The organism is Aphanothece stagnina RSMan2012 (assembly GCF_046764815.1).
Classification (GTDB): domain Bacteria; phylum Cyanobacteriota; class Cyanobacteriia; order PCC-6307; family Cyanobiaceae; genus NIES-981.
Genome location: NZ_JBKOUC010000001.1, coordinates 293,730 through 312,912, shown reverse-complemented (window position 1 = coordinate 312,912; position 19,183 = coordinate 293,730). Strand labels below are relative to the sequence as shown.

The following is a 19,183-nucleotide window of genomic DNA, read 5'->3' as shown; positions in this document are numbered from 1 at the left end:
CGCTCGGTCTCAGGCGGCGGTCAGTTCCGGCGCCGGCACCTGGCTGCGCTTTTCGTCGCGCTGCAGCACCACCACCGACAGGGGAGGCAGGCAGAGGTCGAGGGAGTTCTCGTAGCCATGCACCGCCCAGCTGTCGGTGAACTTGCCGCCCAGGTTGCCGAGGTTGCTGCCGCCGTAACGCTCGGCATCGGTGTTGAACACTTCGGCGTAGAACCCCTCCACCGGCACCCCCACCCGGTAATGGGAGTGGCTCTGGGGCGTGAAGTTCGCCACCACCACCAGCCAGCGGCCGGTGGCACTCTCGCGCCGCATGAAGCTGATCACCGAGTGGCGGTTGTCGTTGCAGTCGATCCACTGGAAGCCGTACTCGTTGAAGTCATCCCCCCAGAGGGCCCGCTCCGACTTGTAGAAGGTGTTGAGGTCGTCGATCAGGCGCTGCAGCCCCTGGTGAGGCTCGAACTGGAGGAGATCCCACTGGAGGTCCCCCCAGACGTTCCATTCGGAACGATGGCCGAATTCCATCCCCATGAAGATGGTCTTCTTACCGGGGTGGGTCCACATGTAGGCCAGCAGGGCCCGCACATTCGCGAACTTCTGCCAGTCATCCCCGGGCATCTTGTGAAGGAGGTGGCTCTTGCCATGCACCACTTCGTCGTGGCTGAGGGCCAGCATGAAGTTCTCGGTGTAGGCATACCAGATCGAGAACGTCACATTGTTCTGATGGAACTGGCGGAACCATGGATCCAGCTCGAAGTAATCGAGCATGTCGTGCATCCAGCCCATGTTCCACTTCAGGTTGAAGCCCAGGCCGCCGATGTTCGTGGGCTGGGTCACCATCGGCCAGGTGGTGGATTCCTCCGCGATCGACAGGGCCCCCGGGAAGTGCTGGAACAGCACATGGTTGGCCTGCTGAAGGAACAGCACGGCCTCGGTGTTCTCACGCCCACCGTGCTCATTCGCCAGCCACTCCCCGTCTGGCCGCAGATAGTCCCTGTAGAGCATCGAGGCCACCGCGTCCACGCGGATCCCATCGATGTGGAATTCCTCGAACCAGTACACCAGATTGGCCACGAGGAAGTTGCGGACCTCGTTGCGGCTGTAGTTGAAGATCAGCGTGCCCCATTCCTTGTGCTCGCCGATGCGGGGGTCGGCGTGCTCATAGAGATGGGCGCCGTCGAAGAAGGCCAGGCCATGGGCATCCTTGGGGAAATGGCCCGGCACCCAGTCCAGGATCACGCCGATGCCTTCGGCATGGCAGCGGTCCACGAAGGCGCGGAACTCCTCCGGTGTGCCGTAACGGCTGGTGGGGGCGTACCAGCCCGTCACCTGATACCCCCACGATCCATCGAAGGGGTGCTCGGACACCGGCATCAGCTCGATGTGGGTGAAGCCCCGTGCCTTCACGTAGGGGATTACCCGGTCCGCCAGTTCCGGGTAGGTGAGCAGCCGGGCGCCCGGCTTCATGTCCGCCGCCGGGACGGGGGGGCGGGGTGTCCCGTCCGGCTCGATGTAGGGCTGGTCGGCGCTGCCGTGCATCCAGCTCCCCAGGTGCATCTCGTACACCGCCACGGGCTGGTCGAGGGGGTTGCGGCTGTCCCGCTCCGCCATCCAGGCGCCATCCGACCAGGGGAAGCCCCCCAGGGGCTGCACGATCGAGGCGTTGGCGGGTCGCACTTCGTGGCGGAAGCCGTAGGGGTCGGCCTTGGCGTAGCAGTGGCCCGCCTGGGTGCGGATCTCGTATTTGTAGACCTCGCCGGCGCTCAGCCCGGGGATGAACAGCTCCCAGAGGCCGCCGAGGCGGGACTGCATCGGATGGTGGCGCCCATCCCAGCCGTTGAAGTTGCCGATCACCGAGACGCTGCGGGCATTCGGTGCCCACAGGCAGAACATGACCCCGGCCACACCATCGCGCTCCACGAGGTGGGCGCCCATGCGCCGCCAGATGTGGTGATGGTTCCCCTCGGCGAAGAGATGGCGATCCAGTTCGCCCATCCACTCGTCGCGGAAGGCCCAGGGATCGTGGGTGATGTGCTCGATGCCCCCGCGCAGCACCTGGATCCGGTACTGCCGCCCGGGATCGTGGTCGACCGTGGCCTCGAAGATCCAGGGGTGATGCGGCGTGCTCAGGGTGAGGGCGGTCTCCCCGAGGAGCAGATCGACCCGCTCGGCCTCCGGCATCCACACCCTGACCACCCAATGGCCGTTCTCCAGGGGCTGGGGACCGAGAACGGCCAGGGGGTGGTCATGCCGACATTCCGCCAGGCGCTGGGCGTCGTCCACCATCCAATCGAGACAGGGGACCGACATCGAGGCACTGCATGGAGTCCGCGAGCTTAGGTGCTCCGCCCGGGGGGGCCGGAGCCGGAGCCTCGACGGTCAGCTGGCCGGGGCCTCGGCCCGGGCGGGCGGCTTGGGCTCGCTCGGGAAGTCAACCCCCGTGATCTCGTTGTTGGTGTTGAGAATCACGTAGAGATTGTCGGTGACCCGGTTGAACTCGGTGTTCACCAGCACCAGCTGGGTCTCGCTGGTCCTGTCCGCCTCGATCACCCGCAGCACCCGCTGGAAGTTGCCGGTGATCCGCTGCAGCTGCTGCCACTTGGTCTGGAGGATGGCCGGCGTGAGTTCCTCCTGCAGCGGCAGGCTGAGGAAGCTGCGGGCCGTGATGAAGTGGCCGCTGCTCAGGGCCCGGACGAAGTCCGCCGCCACCAGGCTGGCCTTGGCGTCGGTGAGATCCAGGTGATAGCCGGCCAGCTGCCCCTGGCTGTTCAGCACCATGAACAGGTCGCGCGGGCCGTCACTGGTCTCGAGGGTCGCTTCCACCGTGGTGGTGCTCAGGCCACCGCGCACGCTGAGCAGGGTCCAGTTGAGCAGCCGCGGCTGGGTTCGCATTGTCTGCGCCACCATCGCCGGGCTGCTGATCGCCTGGAGCTCCGGGGAGAACTGGGCATAGCGCAGATTGGGATCCCGGGTCTGCACGGCTTTGAGGATCCGGTTGGCGGCGTCGCGGGCCTGCTCCACGCTCAGCCCTGTCGTCGCGCCGGCCGGGGCCCCCGGCTTGGCCTGGGCCGGCATCGGGCCCGCCGGGAGCACGGCCGGGCTGGCGCCGAGCATCAGCCCGAGGGCCAGGCAGGCGAGCACGGGGTGCCGCAGGGCGGCGGCGTGAGGGTGGCCCGGGCGCAGGGTGAGGCGCATCAGGGGGGCGGGACGAGGTCGCCACAGTTTGCCCCAGCTTTCTCTCCGAAGCAGGGCTCCAGTTCCAGGGTCGCCGTGGCCGTCGCCAAGGTCAGGGTGATCACCCGATGGCCTGGGCCCACCGGTCCGAGGGGGGGCTCGCCACTGCCTGGATTCACGGCGATCTGCGGCCAGGCCGCCGCCGCCACGGAGAGGCGAAGCCGTTCCCCCGCCTTCAGGGTCGCCAGGAGGGGCTGGAACCTGACCTCCCGGGCGCGCGCTTCACGGCAGCCGCTGCCCAGATGGCGGGCCACCCCTGTGCACAGCTGCCGCACGGTGCGGCCGTTCGCCTCCACCACGGCGAGGGCCGCACAGAGGTCGAACCCCGGCTGATCCGCCGCCACGGGGATCTGCAGCAGGGGCCGGCCGATCAGCCGCAACGGCGCGACGAGCGGAGCGGAGCTGAAACAGGCCACATCGCCGCGCCCATCCAGATCGTCCCGTTCGCAGGGACCGGCATCAAGGCCGAGGTGACCGCCCCGGCCGGGCACGGGCCGCCAGGGGTCGTGCACGAGCGTGACCGTCGTCGCTGCGGTCGGCTGAGCCTCCCGGCTGGGACCGCTGCCGTCCAGGGGGACAAGCTGGCTGCCCTGGCTGTCCTGGCAGGCCAGCCCATCCGTGTGCAGCCCCCAGGTGCAGCGCTGCTGAGCAACGCTGCCCCCGGCTGTGTCGTGCCCTGCGTCCGCCTGGATGGCCTGCCACGTGCCGCTGCGGCTGTCCTGGAGGGCGACGGGGATCTGCAGTTCGGGGTCGGGCGGGGCGTCCTGCAGGTGGTGGCGGAAGAAGGCCAGCTGCAGGCGGTCAAGCCCGCCACCCCACTGGAGGTGGCTCCAGGCGCCGATCCGCAGCAGTGGCCGCCCACCGCCCTGGCGGGACCGGCTCCACAGGTCCAGCACCCCCTCCAGGTGGGGGTCATGCCAGCCGCCGATCAGCAGCATCGGCCGCTGCCAGATCCCCGGCTGGGGTTCGTGGCGCGGCCACGCCTCGGGGACAGCCGGATCCAGGGCCAGCCAGCGCTGCGCCATGCCCTCCGGGTCGTGCCGCTTCAGCAGCGCAGCTCCCTCGGTGGGAAACGTGCCTGACGCCAGGCTCTGGCGAATCGCGGCCCAGCCTGCCCCGTCGCCGTCGCGGCGGCAGCGCTGGGCCGCCAGCTGCAATCCCCAGCCCAGACCGAGGCTCCACCAGTGGGCGCCACCGCTGCTGGCCCAGTGCAGCCGCTCATCGCAGCCGGCCATGGCCGGGGCCAGACAGTCGGGCATGGCCTCCGGAGCGTCGCTCAGCAGCTGGGTGACCCCCTGGTACGAGAAGCCATAGCAGCCGAGACGGCCATTGCTGCCCTCCAGCTGGCGGGCCCAGCGGAGCGTGTCCGCTCCGTCGCGGGCCTCCTGGGCGAACCCCCCGAACGCTCCCTCCGAGTCCCCCTGACCGCGCACGTCCTGCACCACCACCAGGAAGCCGTGGGCGGCGTACCAGCTGGGGTGGGCATAGGTGACCGTGGAGGCGATGGCCCGGCCGTAGGGCTGACGCATCAACAGCACCGGCCAGGGTCCGTCGCCTGGCGGCGACCAGATCCGGCTCACCAGGCGAATGCCGTCACGGCAGGTGAGCCAGGCGTCAAGGCTCCCTGGCCCTGCTGGGGCTGCCCCCTTCACCCCGCGTCAGCGCACGTCGGGGCAGTGCAGGCCCACCACATAGGTGGTGAGCACTTCAGCGTCGGCTGGGCTGAGGTTCTCCTGGCTGGCGATCTGCCGGGTGGCCTGTTGGCTCGTGTAGGAGATCCCCTGGCTGTTCAGCTGTTTCAGCTGGGCGCAGATCGCCTTCGCCTTGCCCGGGTTGCGCTTCACGGAATCCAGCAGGGCCGACTGGCTCCAGACCGGCAGTGGGGCCATCAGCAGGGAGGAGAGGACCAGGAGCCCTGCACCCCAGCGAGGCTGCCGCTGGGGGCAGGCCGGTCTTCGGCGCCCGTCGGAATTGGGATGGGAGGTCATCGCAGGCCTCGGCTTGTTCCCATTTCAGGGGGCGCTGCAGGTTCGGGTTGCTCGGCTGGGTCAGTTTGTCTCCCGGCGTCCACCGGCGCGGGCCTGGAGAATCCAGCGCCGCAGGGTTGCCAGATCGAGCAGCGGCATGGCCATGCCGGTGAGCGTTCGCTGAAGCCTGCCCATCTGGGTGAGCAGCCGCTGGGGATCCGCCTGGGCCAGGCTCCGGCGGTCGGGGACGCCGGCATGCAGCAGCAGGGCGGCCTCGGCCGGCTCCAGGCCCACGTCCACCACCAGGCGAGCCTGGCCGCGGAGTCGGATCAGGCGGCTCTCGCTGGCCCCGCCACGGCGGCCAAGGCGCCGCAGGGCCGCGTCGTCGAGGGAAGCGAGGGCTGGCCAGTCGGTGATGCCGGCCTCCGTCAGCTGGCGCTGTTCCCGGGCGAAATGGGGCGGCAGGATCCAGCGGGGGGCCATGGCGTTCAGGCGCGGCGCGGCGTCAACCGGAGGTCACCACCACCTCGCCGCTGACCAGGTTCCGGGTGGCCTGGGCCAGCACGCGGGGCTCGCTGACCCCCTGGCCGGCCGGTTCAACCCGTCGCAGCCTCACCTGCACCAATCCGTCGGCGGTGTTGCGGCCGCTGCCGCGCAGGTTGCGGGCGACCTGCTCGACGGTGGGCCGCTCAGCCTCCCGGGGAAAGTCCGGCGGCGCCGCGGCGATCACCAGGTCGCCCCCGTTGTCGAACACCACGGGCACGCTGAGGGCACCGACCACGCTCACGCGGGGCCTGTAGCTGACGGCGAACGCCAGGCAGGAAATCGCCAGCAGGGCCGTGAAACTCGTCACGCCCACCAGCCGGAAGCGGAACCCCCAGCTGAGCAGGAACGCCGTGATGGTGAGCAGGGCCAGAACCCCGCTGGCAGCGCCCAGCCACTGGCCGGCCAGGAAGAGCGTCGGGTCGGTGGGCATGGGGGTCTGGCGGCCTTGGCAACGCCGTTATATTGCGCCCGACCGATGCAATGGCAGCCCCGGGGGGATGGCGGTGTTGCCGGACGGTGGTCCTGGCGGAGAACGATCCCCGGGTTCGGATACCTCGCTGCCCAAGTCCTCCGGCGGGTCCGCTGGCACGGGCCGACGGAGCTCCCGCCGGGGAGGGCGAGGCCGCGATGACGACCCGCTCCAGCGGCAGCGGCAGCTTCGGCAGCGGCGGCAGCTCGGTGTGGCCTGCGCCATCGCGCTGGGTTCCACGGTCGCCCTGGTCGCCTCGGCCGACCAGCTGCTGGGCTACGTCTATGGCCGCTTCCGCCCCGGCCTCGAGCAGCAGATCGGCCAGGTGCTGGGCCACCCGCTTCGCCTGGGCGACTTCCGCGGCTTCGGCTGGTCTGGCCTGCGGCTCGGCCCGACCCGGGTGCTGCCCGTGCCGGGCGATGGGTCCTCCCTGAGCGCCGACGAACTGGCCGTCAGCCTCGATCCCCTGGCCAGCCTGCGCCAGCGCCTGCCCGTGCTGCATCTCAGCCTGGCTGGCCTGAAGGCCGATCTGCGCCGCAACGCCCAGGGGCGCTACTGGGTTCCCGGAACGTTGGATCCGGCGATCGAGCCGCCGCGGCTGGATCTGCGCCTGCGGCTCAGCCAGCCTGCGGTGGTGACCCTGGCCCCCGCCGGGGTCCGGCTGGCCCTGGACGCGTCGGCAGGGCTGCGGCCCCATCGCCGCGAGCTCGATCTCCTGGCCCGGATCCGCTCGCTGGACGGCGGGCGGCCCCTGCCGGGCAGCCTGCGCCTGAAGGCACGGGGCGACTGGAGCCGGCAGATCTACGAGGGCCAGCTCCTGGCCGATCGTTTTCCGCTGCAGACCCCGGCCCGGCTGGCGGGCCTGGGCGGGCGGCTCGATGGCCAGGCCAGCGGACGGCTGCAGCTGGCCTGGCGCCAGGGCACGCCGGACTGCCAGGGGGAGGTGCGCCTCCGCAACGTGCTCTGGAAAGCGCCCGGATCCGCTCCATCCCTCGGGCTCGCCGATCCTGCCCTGGGCTGCGAGGGCCAGCGGCTGCGCCTGGCGGAGACAGGCTGGCGCTGGGGCGACCTCGACGGTCGCCTCGCCTTCCAGGCGCTCTGGCGCGGTGACCGGGTGGCGTTGGAGGCGTTGGAGCTGCGCCGCAGGAACTCCTGGCTGCGGGCCCGCGGGGAGGTGGGCCGCCAGGTGGATCTGCGGGCCGACTGGCAGCTCAACCCCGCAGAGCTTCCCCTGCCGGAGAACACCCCCGTGGCCCTGCTGGGGGATCCGCTGCGGGGGCGTCTGCGGGTGCGGGGGGCCTGGCCCGCACCGCTGCTCGAGACCACCCTGGCCCAGGGCGCCAACCCCCTGGTGGGCGGCTGGGATGCCCGGCTGCGCTGGAGCGATCAGCGGCTGCGGCTGGAGCGCCTGGCCAGCCCCTACCTCACGGCCTCCGGCTCCCTGCCGCTGCGGCTGAAACCGGGAGAACCCGTCCGCCTCGGCCCCCTGGACCTGCAGGTGGCGCTGCGGGCCTATCCCCTGCCGCGGCTGGGCGCCCTGGTGGGCACCAGCCTGGAGGGGGTGCTGGAGGCGACGGGCACGATCCGCGGACCGCTCTCCGGCTTGACCCCGGACTTCGATCTGCGGGTGCAGGGACCCGGGGCGGGGCCCCTCAAGGTGGCCGAGACCTGGGAGGGGTCCTGGTCCGGCGATCCCGCCGGAGGTGGACGCCTGGCGATGGCCCTGGTGGAAGGGGCCGGCCCAGCTGATCTGCAGGCCCGGCTCGACCGGCGCTGGGTGCCGGTGTCGGTCGTGCTCCAGCGCCACGGCGGTGAACTGGGGCTGGAGGGGGCGCCCCGCGCCTACCGCTGGCGGGCCCGCAGCTTTCCCCTTGAAGGCCTCCTGCTGGCGCTGGGCCCCCGCAGCCAGTACCAACCCCTGCGGGGCCTCCTCTCCGGTCAGGGGGATCTGGAGCTCCAGCCGCTGGCCTTCAGCGGCACCGCCCGCCTGGAGCACCCCGTGCTGCTCGGGGTCTGGGCGCGGCAGGTCACCATCAGCGGCCAGTACACCGAACGGCGCTACGAAGCCCGCCTCGGGGTCGAGCCCCTCGGTTCGGGCAACCTGGCGATCGACTGGAGCGGTCGCTGGAAGGGGCCCTTCCAGGCCTCGATCACCGGCCGCGAACTGGGGGATGACCTGGTTCGCCAGATGCTGGAGGCCTGGCCCCGCTGGCAGGGCGATGTGGCGATCGCCCAGGGCACGGCGAATGACCTGGGCAGCTTTCTGATCGACACCCTCGGCGGCAGCCTGGATGGCCAGCTCACCGCCCTGGACCGCGCCCGGGCCGCGCTGCAGGGGGCCCGCCAGGACCCGTTCAGGGGGCTGACCGTGGCCGAGCGTCTCGACACGCTTTCGGCCCGTTTCGATCTGGATGCCCGGCTGGAGGGACCGCGGCTGGTGGACACCCGGGCCGATCTGACCCTGCGCGGTCACCTGTGGCTGCCTGGTCAGGACCGCGATCTGGCCCTCACCGAGGAGCCGGTGCGCCTCAGCCTTCAGGGCCCGTTCCGGATGGGCGAGGGTCAGCTCTCCTTCTCGGGCCTGCCCCTGGCCCTGATGGCGCTGCTCACCCCGGTGCCGGAGGGTCTGCGCGGCAGCCTGGGCGCCACCGGCCGCTACCGCCTCGGCGCGGCGGAGCCTGAGCTCAGCGTCGAGCTGGCGCTGGTCGACGCCGCCGTCGGCAAGACAGCCCTCCGTCTGGAGCGTGGGGCGGTGCGCGTTGCCGAGGACACGCTGACCCTCGATCTGGCGGCCCGGGCCGATGGGGCGGCCAATCCGATCGAGCTGGCGGGGAGCATCCCGCTCAACCCCGCCCAGGAAGGTGTGGAGCTCCGCCTGGCCAGCCGCGAGGACGGCCTGCGCTTCCTCACCGAACTCGCCCAGCCGGGCCTGGTCTGGAAGGCGGGCAGCGCCGACCTGCAGCTCCTGGTGCGCGGCAGCCTGGAACAGCCGATTGCCAACGGGTTCCTGCGCTTCCGCGACGCCCAGCTCGAGGTGGTCGGCCAGAGCGTGGAGAACCTCCAGGCCACGGTGCTGTTCGACTTCGAGCAGCTCTTCCTGCAGGATTTCTCGGCCCGGGTCGGCAAGGGTGGTGAGCTCGCCGGCAGCGGCAGCCTCGGTCTGCTCAGCCCGGCCACCACCGAGACCGGCGAGCCCTCCCGGCTGCAGATCAGCCTGAAGGCGGTGCCCTTCGTCCTGCCGCGCATCAAGGCGGTGGCGGATGGCTCCCTGGCCGTGGCGGGCAGCCTGGCTTCGCTCGACATCGGGGGGGAGCTGGCGGTCTCGAAGGGCTCGATCAACGTCCAACCCGGCCAGCTGGAAACCGGATCCGGCGAGGAGGCCAGCAGCGTCTCCCAGCTGGTGGTGGAGCGCTGGAACTTCAAGGAGCCGCTCGTGCTCTTCGGACCGGATGTGGAGAGCCAGGCCAGCGAGAAGCTTCGCGCCCAGATGCCCAGGTTCCGCCTGGTGGGCTTCGACGATCTGCGGCTCACCCTGGGTCCCGATCTCGCGGTGGGGGTGCCCAACCTGGCCAGCTTCAACGCGGCCGGTCTGCTGCGGATCGACGGCCGGCTCGACCCCTCGCTGCAGGCCAGGGGGGTCGTGCGGCTGGAGCGAGGTCGCCTCACCCTGTTCACCACCACCTTCAACCTCGACCCGGACGCTCCCAACGTGGCTGTGTTCACCCCCTCGTCGGGGCTGATCCCCTACCTCGACATCGCCCTGCGCACCCGCGTCTCCGACAGCCTCAGTGCCGGTGGCCTCACCTCCGGTCTCGCCAGTTCCTCCTATGCCCCCTCCCTGACGGAAATCGAATCCCAGGGTGGGACCGGCTCCCTCGACCAGCTGAACCTGGTGCGGGTGTACCTGGGTGTCAGCGGCCCGGCCGACCGCCTGGCCGACAACCTCACCCTGCGCAGTTCCCCACCCCTGCCGGAAGAACGCCTGCTGGCCCTGATCGGCGGCAACTCCCTCGCGGGGCTGGTCGGCGGCGGGGCCGGCGCGGCCCTGGCCACCGTGGTGGGACAATCGCTTCTCTCACCCGTCCTGGGGACACTCAGCGATGCCTTCGGCCAGCGCCTGAGCTTTGCGCTCTATCCCGCCTACGTGAACCAGGCCGTTGACAGCAAGTCGGAGCGCCGCTCCGAGCGCGTTCCGCCCCAGCTGGTGCTCGGCGCTGAGATCGGTCTGGACATCACCGAACGGTTCAACGCCTCGCTGCTCGCCGCCCCGAACCGCACCGATGTCCCCCCCCAGCTGAACCTCAACTTCAAGGCCTCCGAGCTGATCAACATCCAGGGCTCCGTCGACAGCCAGGGGATCTGGCAGACCCAGCTCCAGGTCTTCTTCCGGTTCTGACCCCTCCGCCGGCAGCCCCCTGGCTGCCAGCCCTCCCTGCACCCCTCCCACGCCGTCATGCCCGTCCCCGGGGCCCCACAACGGAATGCTCCCGAGGCGATCGGGGTGGATCTGGGGGGCACGGCGATCAAGCTGGGGCGCTTTGACCGCTCCGGCCGGCTGCTGGCCGAACGGGAGTGCCCCACCCCCCGGCCGGCCATGCCCGGGGCCGTGACCCTGGCCATCGCCGAGGCGGTGGCCAGCCTCGATCCCGACCGCCGCGCCGATCGGGTGGGGATCGGCCACCCCGGGCCCAGCGACCGCACCGGCCGGCTCGCCCGCATCGCCATCAACCTGCCGGGCTGGCTCGAGGTGCCGCTGGCGGACTGGCTGGAGCCGATGCTGGAGCGGCCCGTCACCCTGGCGAACGATGCCAACTGCGCGGTGATCGGCGAGCGCTGGCATGGAGCGGCCCGGGGCGCTTCGGATGTGCTGCTGCTCACCCTGGGGACGGGCGTCGGCGGAGCGGTGCTGCTGGGGGGACAGCTGTTCACGGGTCAGGGCGGCGCGGCCGCCGAGCCCGGCCTGATCGGCATCCAGCCCGATGGCCCCCCCTGCAACAGCGGCAACACGGGCTCCCTCGAGAGCTACTGCAGCATCGGCGGGCTGAGCCGCCTCAGCCCCATCGACCCCGCCAGGCTCTGCCGGCTTGCGGATCGGGGTGATCCGGAGGCCAGGGCCGTGTGGGAGGCCTATGGGCGGCTGCTCGGCATCGGGATCAGCTCCCTGCTCTACGTGCTCACGCCCGAGCTGGTGCTGCTCGGCGGCGGGCTGAGCGGGGCCAGCCACCACTTCCTGCCGGCCGTCTGGGCCGAGGTGGAGCGCCGCGTGCTCGCGGTGAGCCGGGAGGGCCTGCGCATCGAGCGCTGCGCCCTCGGCAACGGGGCCGGCCGGCTCGGAGCCGCCCGCCTGGCCTTCGAGCGGCTTGGGGGAGCCCCCTTGGGATGATGGCCCCATGAGCACCCCCGCCCCCTCCGTTCCGGAGCCCTCTCGCGAACTGCTGCAGCGGGCCGCGGCCGTGCGCCGCAGTGCCATGGCCCTCGGCCAGCTGGGCGACGGCGATCGCCAGCAGGCCCTGGGGGCCATGGCCGACGCCCTCGAGGCCGCCCGTGCGTCCATCCTCGCGGCCAACCAGGAGGATCTGGCGGCGGCGGCGGCCGATGGTCTGGCGCCGGCCCTGATCGCCCGCCTCAAGCTCGACGGTCCGAAACTGGATGGGGCCATCGCCGGGGTGCGGCAGGTGGCCGAGCTCGCCGATCCGCTCGGCCGGCGTCAGCTGCACACCGAGCTGGATCGGGGCCTGGTGCTGGAGCGGGTCACCGTTCCCCTCGGTGTCGTGGGCGTCATCTTCGAGGCCCGGCCCGATGCGGTGATGCAGATCGCCGCGCTGGCCATCCGCTCCGGAAACGGTGCCATCCTCAAGGGCGGTCGCGAGGCCGCCCGCAGCTGTGCGGCGATCCTCGAGGCCCTGCAGAGCGGGCTCGCCGCCAGCCGGGTCGAGGCCGAGGCCCTGGCCCTGCTCACCAGCCGCGAGGAGAGCCTGGCCCTGCTCAAGCTCGACGGCCTGGTGGACCTGATCATTCCGCGCGGCTCGAACGCCCTGGTGCGCTTCATCCAGGACAACACCCGGATCCCGGTGCTGGGCCACGCCGACGGCATCTGCCACCTCTACGTGGACGCGGCGGCGGATCCCAGCGAGGCGTTGCGCGTGGCCCTCGATGCCAAGACCCAGTACCCGGCGGCCTGCAACGCCATCGAGACGCTGCTCGTGCACGAGGCCATCGCCGCCACGTTCCTCCCCCCGGCGATCGAGGCCTTCACGGCGGCGTCCGTGGAGCTGCGGGGCGATCCGGCGGCCTGCGGCCATGGTGTTGCCGCTGCCGCGAGCGAGGCGGACTGGAGCACCGAGTACTCCGACCTGATCCTGGCGGTGAAGGTGGTGGCCGATCTGGAGGAGGCCATCGCCCACATCGGCCGTTACGGATCCCGCCACACCGATGCGATCTGCACCACCGATCCGGTCGCGGCCGAGCGGTTCCTGGCGGCGGTGGACAGTGCGGGGGTCTATCTCAACTGTTCCACCCGGTTCGCCGACGGCTTCCGCTACGGCTTCGGCGCCGAGGTGGGCATCAGCACCCAGACCCTCCCGCCCCGGGGGCCGGTGGGGCTCGAGGGGCTCGTGACCTACCGCTACCGCCTCCGCGGCGAGGGCCACATCGCGGCGGACTACGCCCGTGGCGAGCGGCACTTCAGCCATCGGCCCCTGCCCCTGTGAGCAGCCTGGATCGCATCACCGTGCAGGGGCTGCGGCTCTGGGCCCACGTGGGCGTGCTGGAGGAGGAGCGGGCGCTGGGGCAGTGGTTCGAGCTCGAGGCCACCCTCCTGGCCGACCTGGGCGCGGCCGCCCGGGGGGATGACCTGGGCGCCAGTCTCGATTACAGCCGCCTGATCACCGCCTTGCAGCACCTGGCCCGCACCACGGTCTGCCGGACCCTCGAGCACTACAGCGAGCGGATGCTGGATCTGGTCGAAGCCCTCTATGGGCCGGTGCCGATCCAGCTGGAACTGCGCAAGTGTGCGGCGCCGGTGGCGGGGTTCAGCGGTCGGGTCTCCGTCACCCGGCAACGGCACTGGCCGGCGGCGCTGGCCGGGGGCCGGCCGTGATCTTCCGCCTCTTTCCGCCGCCCCGCCACTTTGCACCGGTCGTGCTGGTGTGGTGGGGCACCTGGCCGCGGGGGGCGACGCTGGGGGACCGCCTGGCGGTGGACAACCTCTCCGAGGCCCTGACGGCGGCCGGCCTGGAGCACACGGTGCTGTCCCACCCGAGCCACGCCGGTCCGGGCCACTGCGCCACCCGCCATCCCTTTGGATTGGCTCCCCGGATCCGCACCCTCGTCTTCGTGTGCGGTCCCCTGGTCGGCACCAAGCGGGTGAAGCGGCTGCTGCGGCTCTGTCGCGGCAGCCGAAAGCTCGCCGCCGGGGTGAGCCTGCTGGAGAGTCAGCAGGCCGTGAACAGCCAGCTCGCCGCCGTGGTGGCCCGGGACGGCGTTCCAGGCGCCAGTTTCGATCTGGCGGTGCACAGCTGCCGGGATCCCCGCCAGCGGCCACGCCCCGCAAGCCTGGCCGACGCCCGGGTGGGCATCTGCCTCCGCGGCCCCCAGAAGGACTATGGCGCCAGCCGCGATCACTCCGGCCGCGCCGCTGAGCTGATCCATGCCGCGGTCGGGGCGACCGGTCCGCAGGTCGTCCTGATCGACACCGTGCTCACGCCTAGCAATCCGCCGGAGGCCATCCAGCAACGGATCGCCTCGGTCGATCTGCTGCTGACCACCCGGTTGCACGGCTCGCTGCTGGCGCTGGCGGAGGCGGTGCCGGTGATCGCCATCGACCAGATCGCCGCGGGCGGCAAGCTCACCGAGGTGCTGGGCCGGACCGGCTGGCCCCATCTGTTCCAGGCCGAGGCCTGCACGCCCGAGCAGCTCCGGGAGCTCATCACGGAGCTGCTCGAACACCCCCCCCTGCAGACCCTGGCCTCGACCCAGGCGCGTCTGCTGGAGCTGGCCGGGCAGGCCCTCGAGGCTTCGGTGGCGATGGTCAGGGCCGCGGTGACGGCTGACCCGCCGGGGCCGAGCGGCCCCTGAGCCGCCGGCGCAGGGCCTCGCCGTAACCCCGGGCTCCCCGGCGCAGCTTGGGCGGGTAGGCCTTCAGCTTCTCCCTGAGCAGGATCAGGCCAGCCACCAGCCCGTCGTTGCGGCCCCTGGCGTGACGCTCCATCAGGGCCTTGAAGCGGCCGTGGTAGTGCACGCAGTTCAGCGCCAGGGGCCGCCCGTCCTGCCGCCGGAAGGCCAGCGGGCGTCCCTGCCGAAAGACGATCCGTTTCCACGGCCGCACCAGCAGCGGCAGGGGGTTGCTGCGCTGGAACCCCTCCACGGTCTCGATGCAGCTGTCGTAGGCGGCACCCGCCGTCGGCAGGGGGTCGCGGATCTGCACCCGATGGGACGTGCGCTCCGCCCAGTCCTGCCAGAGCGACATGTCGGAGATCCAGTAGCGATCGAGCTTCTTCTGGTTCCTGGCCTTCAGGGCGGTCAGCCGGGATTCACTGCGGTAGGTCGCGGCAATGTGATCGCAGAATGCCTCCAGGGCGCCGCGCTGATTGATGTAGGTGCAGTGGGGCAGTGCCCGCTGGGCGTCCCAGCGGCTGAGCACCACGGCCGCGCTGCGGCTGTCGCGCGACTCGCTGGCGGCATCACAGAACAGCAGCACGTCCGAATCGAGCGCCAGGCAGTGGTCCCACCCCTCCCGGCGCATCACCGCCAGCACGACGAACCAGCGCTCGATGCAGAACCTCTCCCAGTCCTGGCTCTGCCAGGGGCTGTAGTGGCGGTAGTCGCTCAGGAAGCTGCTGTGGGCGGGGGTGCGCTCGAGGGCGTCGATGGCGATGAAGCGATCCACGGCCATGGACCGGTTGCTGGCATCCCCGGCCAGCACCACGGGGCAATGGGGATTCCAGAGTTTTGCCTGCCGCAGGCAGACGGCGAGGTAGGGGCTGGGGGAGCGGTGCACCACCACGATGCCGAAGGCCTGGTCGGTGGCGCTCCGCCCGCTCGTCGCAGGGGCCAGGGTCATCGCGGGGTCGTCACTGGGTCGTCACTGGGCCATCGCTGGGGCGTCGCCCGGGGGCGGGGTCCGCATCCAGAGGGTGCGGTCGTGGAAGTCGGGGGCAGCCGAGGCGTGGCGCGGGGCCCAGTAGCTCAGGCTGCCATCGCTGGCCTCGAGCACGGCGGTGGGATTCCAGACCAGCGCGTCGACGCCGTGGAGTGCCGCGGGCAGCGGGCAGTGCAGCGCCATCTCCAGCTCCGCCGCGCTCCTGCGGCAGGTGAAGGGCAGGGCGGGGTAATCCGCGTCGGGTTGCAGCCCCTGGCGGTAGGCCTCGAGGCGGTAGACGTTCCAGTCGCCGCCGGGGGACAGGTTGATCTCCCAGTAGGCGGGCTCGTCCGCAGCGGCCAGGAAGCACTCCAGACAGGTGTGCTCCCACAGACCATCCCGCCGCCCGGGAGGATCGGCGGGTGGCGGCAACCGCAGGGCGGTGGCGTCCGGCCAGCTCAGCCGGAACGCCAGGCGCAGCACTGGCCCTCGCCCTGCCGGACGCTCCAGGGAGATCGAGGCGGTGACCGAGGTGGCGACCGAGGCGGTGGCCGAGGTGGCTGGATCGGCCGGCGCGAAGGGGTGCAGCCGCACGGTGTGCCCCAGCATCAGCGGAGCTCCTCGATCAGGGCCCGCAGGGCGGGTTCCTGGGCCTCGATGCTCTCGGTGAGACGGAACTGCACCAGGGCGCGCGCGAGGTTGTGGCGGGGATGGCGGCAGCGGAAGTAGCGGTTCCCTGCCAGGTGGTCGCTGAAGAAGCGAAGCCCCAGCTCGAAGGCGATCAGGCGGATGGCGTCGTAGAGGTGATCGAAGTCGGCCGCCGTGAGGAAGCCGCGGGCCTCGTTCAGGTAGGCGCCGAGGATCTGCCGGCCCAGCCCGAGATCGAAGTGCACGGCGCTGAGATCGCCTGCGTCTTCGCCGGCACGGTTGCAGCCCGATCGCAGGCAGTCCCCGATGTCGTAGTGGACCAGGCCGGGCTTCACCGTGTCGAGATCGACCAGGGCGACCGCCCGGCCGCTGCTGCTGTCGACCATCACGTTGTTGACCTTCGGGTCGCCATGGATCGGCCGGGGCTGCAGCTCCCCCCGCGCCCTGGCGTCCTCCAGCACGGAGGCCAGGGACTCCCGCGCGGCCACGAACGCGATGCAGTGCTCGGCCTCGTCGCAGCGGGCCACCCGGCTGGCGGCCAGGCTGCGCCGGTAGTCCGCCAGGTACCGGGGCGTGATGTGAAAACCCTCCAGGGTGTCGGCCAGCTCAGCGGTGGGCAGGTCGTGGATCAGGCGATGGAACACCCCCAGGGCGCGGCCCACCTCGGCGGCGTGGGTCCCGTCCTGGATGGTGTCGAAACTGGTCGCTCCGCTGACGTGGGTGAGCAGGCGCCAGGCCTGACCGTTCAGCTCCAGCCAGTTGCCGGGGGCCGGGGCGGCGGCGCGGTCGGCCAGGGGGACGGCCCGGGGCAGCTGCCAGTCGGCAGGCCCGGCGGCCGCGTTGGCCCCCCCGGCTGCGATGTGGCTGGCCAGGGCAGCGATGTTCCCCATCACCAGGGCGGGCTGGTGGAACACCTCGGTGTTGATCCGCTGCAGCACGTAGCGCTCGCCCGGTTCCGTGGTGACCAGGAACGTCTCGTTCACATTGCCGTTGCCGAGCGGTGCCACCGTCGCCACGGGACCGGCGATCGCGAACCGTTCGGCCAGGCCGGCCAGGCTTGGGCTGTGCATCCCCCCATCCTGCCGGCCAGGGGAAGGGCTCAGCCGGCAGTCTCCACCAGTCCGGAATGGCGGATCAGGGCGTCCGTGCTGGGCTGCCGGCCCCGGAACGTCTCGAAGATCTCCGCCGGCGACCGGCTTCCCCCCAGGCTCAGCACGGTCTCCCGGAACCGCCGGCCGGTGGCCACGATGGCCTCACCCTGATCCAGCCCCACCTCCTCAAAGGCGCTGAAGGCGTCGGCACTGAGCACCTCGGCCCACTTGTAGGAGTAGTACCCGGCCGCGTAGCCGCCAGCGAAGATGTGGCTGAAGGCGCAGAGAAAGGCATCCTCCTCGATCGGTTCGAGCACAGTGGTGCTGCGGGCGATCTCCCGCCGCAGGGCATCCGGACTGCGGCCGTCGTCCGGGCTCCACTGGCTGTGGAGCCGCAGGTCGGTGAGGGCGAAGTGCACCTGGCGCAGGGTCGCACTGCCCCCCATGAAGGTTCGCGCCGCCAGGAGTTTGTGGTAATCGGACTCGGGCAGGGGCTCGCCGCTCTGCCAGTGGCGGGCCATGCCCATCAGGGTGGCGCGGTCGTAGCACCAGTTCTCCATGAACTGGCTGGGCAGCTCCACCGCATCCCACTCGACGTTGTTGATGCCAGCGGCCTGGGGCCGCTCCACGGTGGTGAGCATGTGCTGCAGGCCGTGGCCGAACTCGTGGAAGAGGGTCTCGACCTCCTCGAAGGTCATCAGGCTGGGGGTGCTGCCCACCGGCGGACTCTGGTTGCAGATCAGGTAGGCCACCGGGAGGACCTGGTCCCCCTCCCGCGTCCGGGAACGGCCCAGGCACTCATCCATCCAGGCGCCGCCGCGCTTGCTGCCCGGACGGCTGTAGGGATCCAGGTAGAAGCCTGCCAGGGGTTCGCCGCTGGCCCCATCGAGCACGCGGAAGTAGCGCACGTCCCCATGCCAGACGGGCGCCTCGTCCCGGGTGGCCACGATGCGGATGTCGAACAGGCGCTGGCAGAGGCCGAACAGGCCCTGCAGCACCTGTTCCAGGGGGAACCAGGGTCGCAGCGCCTCGGCGTCGAGCTCGAAGGTCTCCCGCCGCAGCACCTCGGCCCAGTGGCTGACATCCCAGGGGCGCAGCTCATCGGCCTCCGGCGCACCATGGCGGCGGGCACACTCCCGCAGCGCCTCCACCTCCTGCCGGGCGGCCGGCAGGGCCGCCGCCCGGAGTTCCTCCAGCAGCTGTTCCACCGCGTCCACCGAGTCCGCCATCTTCGAGGCGAGGCTCACCGCTGCCCAGTTGGGATAGCCCAGGCGCCGCGCCTGCTCCAGCCGCAGGGCGAGGATCCGTTCGATCAGGGGCCGGTTGTCGAGGTCACCCCGGGAGGCCCGGCTCACCTGGGCGCGGTAGACGGTCTCCCGCAGATCCCGCCGCTGGCTGTACTTGAGGAACGGCACCACCCGTGGCATGTCGAGTCCCATCCGCCACCCGGTTTCGCCGGCTTCCTCTGCGGCCTGGGCGAGCAGCTCCCGCAGGCTCTGGGGCAGGCCGGCCAGGTCCTCCTCGCTGGAGAGGGTCAGGCTCCAGCCGTTGGTGGCGTCGAGCACGTGGTTGCCGAAGTCGGTGGCGAGGCTCGCCAGCTCGGCGGTGGCCTGGTTGAAGGCCGCCTGCTCAGCCCCCTCCAGGCCGACACCCCGCAGCCGCATGTCCCGTTGTTCGGCCTCCAGGATGCGCCTCTGCACGCCATCGAGGTGGCCGGGCTGGCCCTCGGCGCTGCGGTCATGCTGGGCCTCCAGCCGCTCCAGGGCCTGGAAGATCACCCGGCTCTGGCCGGCACGGCTGCCGAAGGCCACCACGGCACCCTGCTGCTGCTGGTAGGCCTGCCGCAACTCCGGCGTGTTGCAGACCCCGTTGAGGTGGCTCACCACCCCCCAGCTCCAGCGCAGCCGTTCACCGAGGTGATGGAGGGGATCCATCACCTCATCCCAGCCCAGGTTGCGCTCCGGTCGGGCCAGCAGTTCCTGCAGGCGGGCTTCCAGGGACGAGAGCTCGGCATTCAGCTCGTCCAGCAGGGCTGGAATGGCCTCGTTGACCTGTTCGGCGGTGATCGCGTCGAAGCGGGGAAGCCCCCGGCCGGCGAGCAGGGGAAGGGTGGCGGTCGAAGGGCCCATCGGGTGGGGACGGCTGGGCCCCA

At 71.4% G+C, this 19,183-nt stretch carries 15 protein-coding genes; 5 read left to right on the top strand and 10 right to left on the bottom strand.

Annotation, left to right across the window (positions count from 1 at the left end; all coding sequences use genetic code 11):
- Nucleotides 1-9 precede the first annotated feature (9 nt).
- From glgB to ACLNEE_RS01580, 6 genes are all read right to left on the bottom strand, one after another.
- A complete protein-coding gene (glgB, locus tag ACLNEE_RS01605) occupies nt 10-2,307 on the bottom strand; it encodes a 1,4-alpha-glucan branching protein GlgB (RefSeq protein WP_412006701.1) in 2,298 nt (765 codons plus the stop codon).
- A 69-nt stretch (nt 2,308-2,376) separates the two neighbouring features.
- Nucleotides 2,377-3,192 carry a hypothetical protein gene (locus tag ACLNEE_RS01600; protein WP_411422645.1) on the bottom strand — a complete coding sequence of 272 codons (816 nt, stop codon included), beginning with the start codon at nt 3,190-3,192 and terminating at the stop codon, nt 2,377-2,379.
- Nucleotides 3,192-4,883 (bottom strand): CocE/NonD family hydrolase, encoded by a 1,692-nt coding sequence (locus ACLNEE_RS01595; protein WP_411422644.1) that lies wholly within the window; start codon nt 4,881-4,883, stop codon nt 3,192-3,194. The genes ACLNEE_RS01600 and ACLNEE_RS01595 overlap by 1 nt, the downstream gene beginning before the upstream one ends.
- 6 nt (nt 4,884-4,889) lie before the next feature.
- Nucleotides 4,890-5,219, bottom strand: a complete 330-nt coding sequence (locus ACLNEE_RS01590) for a hypothetical protein (protein ID WP_411422643.1) — start codon at nt 5,217-5,219, stop codon at nt 4,890-4,892.
- 60 nt (nt 5,220-5,279) lie between these two features.
- A complete protein-coding gene (locus ACLNEE_RS01585; RefSeq protein WP_411422642.1) occupies nt 5,280-5,681 on the bottom strand; it encodes a DUF4332 domain-containing protein in 402 nt (133 codons plus the stop codon).
- A 22-nt stretch (nt 5,682-5,703) separates the two neighbouring features.
- Entirely contained in the window at nt 5,704-6,174 is a 471-nt protein-coding gene (locus tag ACLNEE_RS01580; RefSeq protein WP_412006700.1) for a Ycf51 family protein, read from the bottom strand.
- A gap of 250 nt (nt 6,175-6,424) precedes the next feature.
- On the opposite strand from ACLNEE_RS01580, the gene ACLNEE_RS01575 reads away from it, so the two are divergent.
- From ACLNEE_RS01575 to ACLNEE_RS01555, 5 genes are read left to right on the top strand one after another with little or no spacing between them, the layout of a single operon-like run.
- On the top strand, nt 6,425-10,609 hold the full coding sequence (locus tag ACLNEE_RS01575) for a translocation/assembly module TamB domain-containing protein (protein ID WP_412006699.1): 4,185 nt from the start codon (nt 6,425-6,427) through the stop codon (nt 10,607-10,609).
- Nucleotides 10,610-10,666: 57 nt separating this feature from the next.
- Nucleotides 10,667-11,596: an ROK family protein gene (locus tag ACLNEE_RS01570; RefSeq protein WP_411422640.1), complete on the top strand. Its 930-nt coding sequence runs from the start codon at nt 10,667-10,669 to the stop codon at nt 11,594-11,596.
- Between the two features lie 7 nt (nt 11,597-11,603).
- The gene (locus ACLNEE_RS01565; RefSeq protein WP_412006698.1) at nt 11,604-12,923 is read left to right on the top strand and encodes a glutamate-5-semialdehyde dehydrogenase; all 1,320 of its coding nucleotides are present in this window, start codon (nt 11,604-11,606) and stop codon (nt 12,921-12,923) included.
- The gene (locus ACLNEE_RS01560) at nt 12,920-13,312 is read left to right on the top strand and encodes a dihydroneopterin aldolase (protein ID WP_411424127.1); all 393 of its coding nucleotides are present in this window, start codon (nt 12,920-12,922) and stop codon (nt 13,310-13,312) included. The genes ACLNEE_RS01565 and ACLNEE_RS01560 overlap by 4 nt, the downstream gene beginning before the upstream one ends.
- Nucleotides 13,309-14,289, top strand: a complete 981-nt coding sequence (locus ACLNEE_RS01555; protein WP_411424126.1) for a polysaccharide pyruvyl transferase family protein — start codon at nt 13,309-13,311, stop codon at nt 14,287-14,289. The genes ACLNEE_RS01560 and ACLNEE_RS01555 overlap by 4 nt, the downstream gene beginning before the upstream one ends.
- Here the strand turns inward: ACLNEE_RS01555 and ACLNEE_RS01550 are convergent.
- From ACLNEE_RS01550 to ACLNEE_RS01535, 4 genes are read right to left on the bottom strand one after another with little or no spacing between them, the layout of a single operon-like run.
- Nucleotides 14,243-15,274, bottom strand: coding sequence for a hypothetical protein (locus ACLNEE_RS01550; protein ID WP_411424125.1), 1,032 nt, complete (start codon nt 15,272-15,274; stop codon nt 14,243-14,245). The two genes, ACLNEE_RS01555 and ACLNEE_RS01550, sit on opposite strands and share 47 nt — an antisense overlap.
- A gap of 21 nt (nt 15,275-15,295) precedes the next feature.
- A complete protein-coding gene (locus ACLNEE_RS01545; RefSeq protein ID WP_411424124.1) occupies nt 15,296-15,901 on the bottom strand; it encodes a DOMON-like domain-containing protein in 606 nt (201 codons plus the stop codon).
- On the bottom strand, nt 15,901-17,010 hold the full coding sequence (locus tag ACLNEE_RS01540; protein WP_411424123.1) for a phosphotransferase enzyme family protein: 1,110 nt from the start codon (nt 17,008-17,010) through the stop codon (nt 15,901-15,903). The genes ACLNEE_RS01545 and ACLNEE_RS01540 overlap by 1 nt, the downstream gene beginning before the upstream one ends.
- Nucleotides 17,011-17,039: 29 nt before the next feature.
- Nucleotides 17,040-19,160 (bottom strand): M3 family metallopeptidase, encoded by a 2,121-nt coding sequence (locus tag ACLNEE_RS01535; RefSeq protein ID WP_411424122.1) that lies wholly within the window; start codon nt 19,158-19,160, stop codon nt 17,040-17,042.
- Nucleotides 19,161-19,183 lie beyond the last annotated feature (23 nt).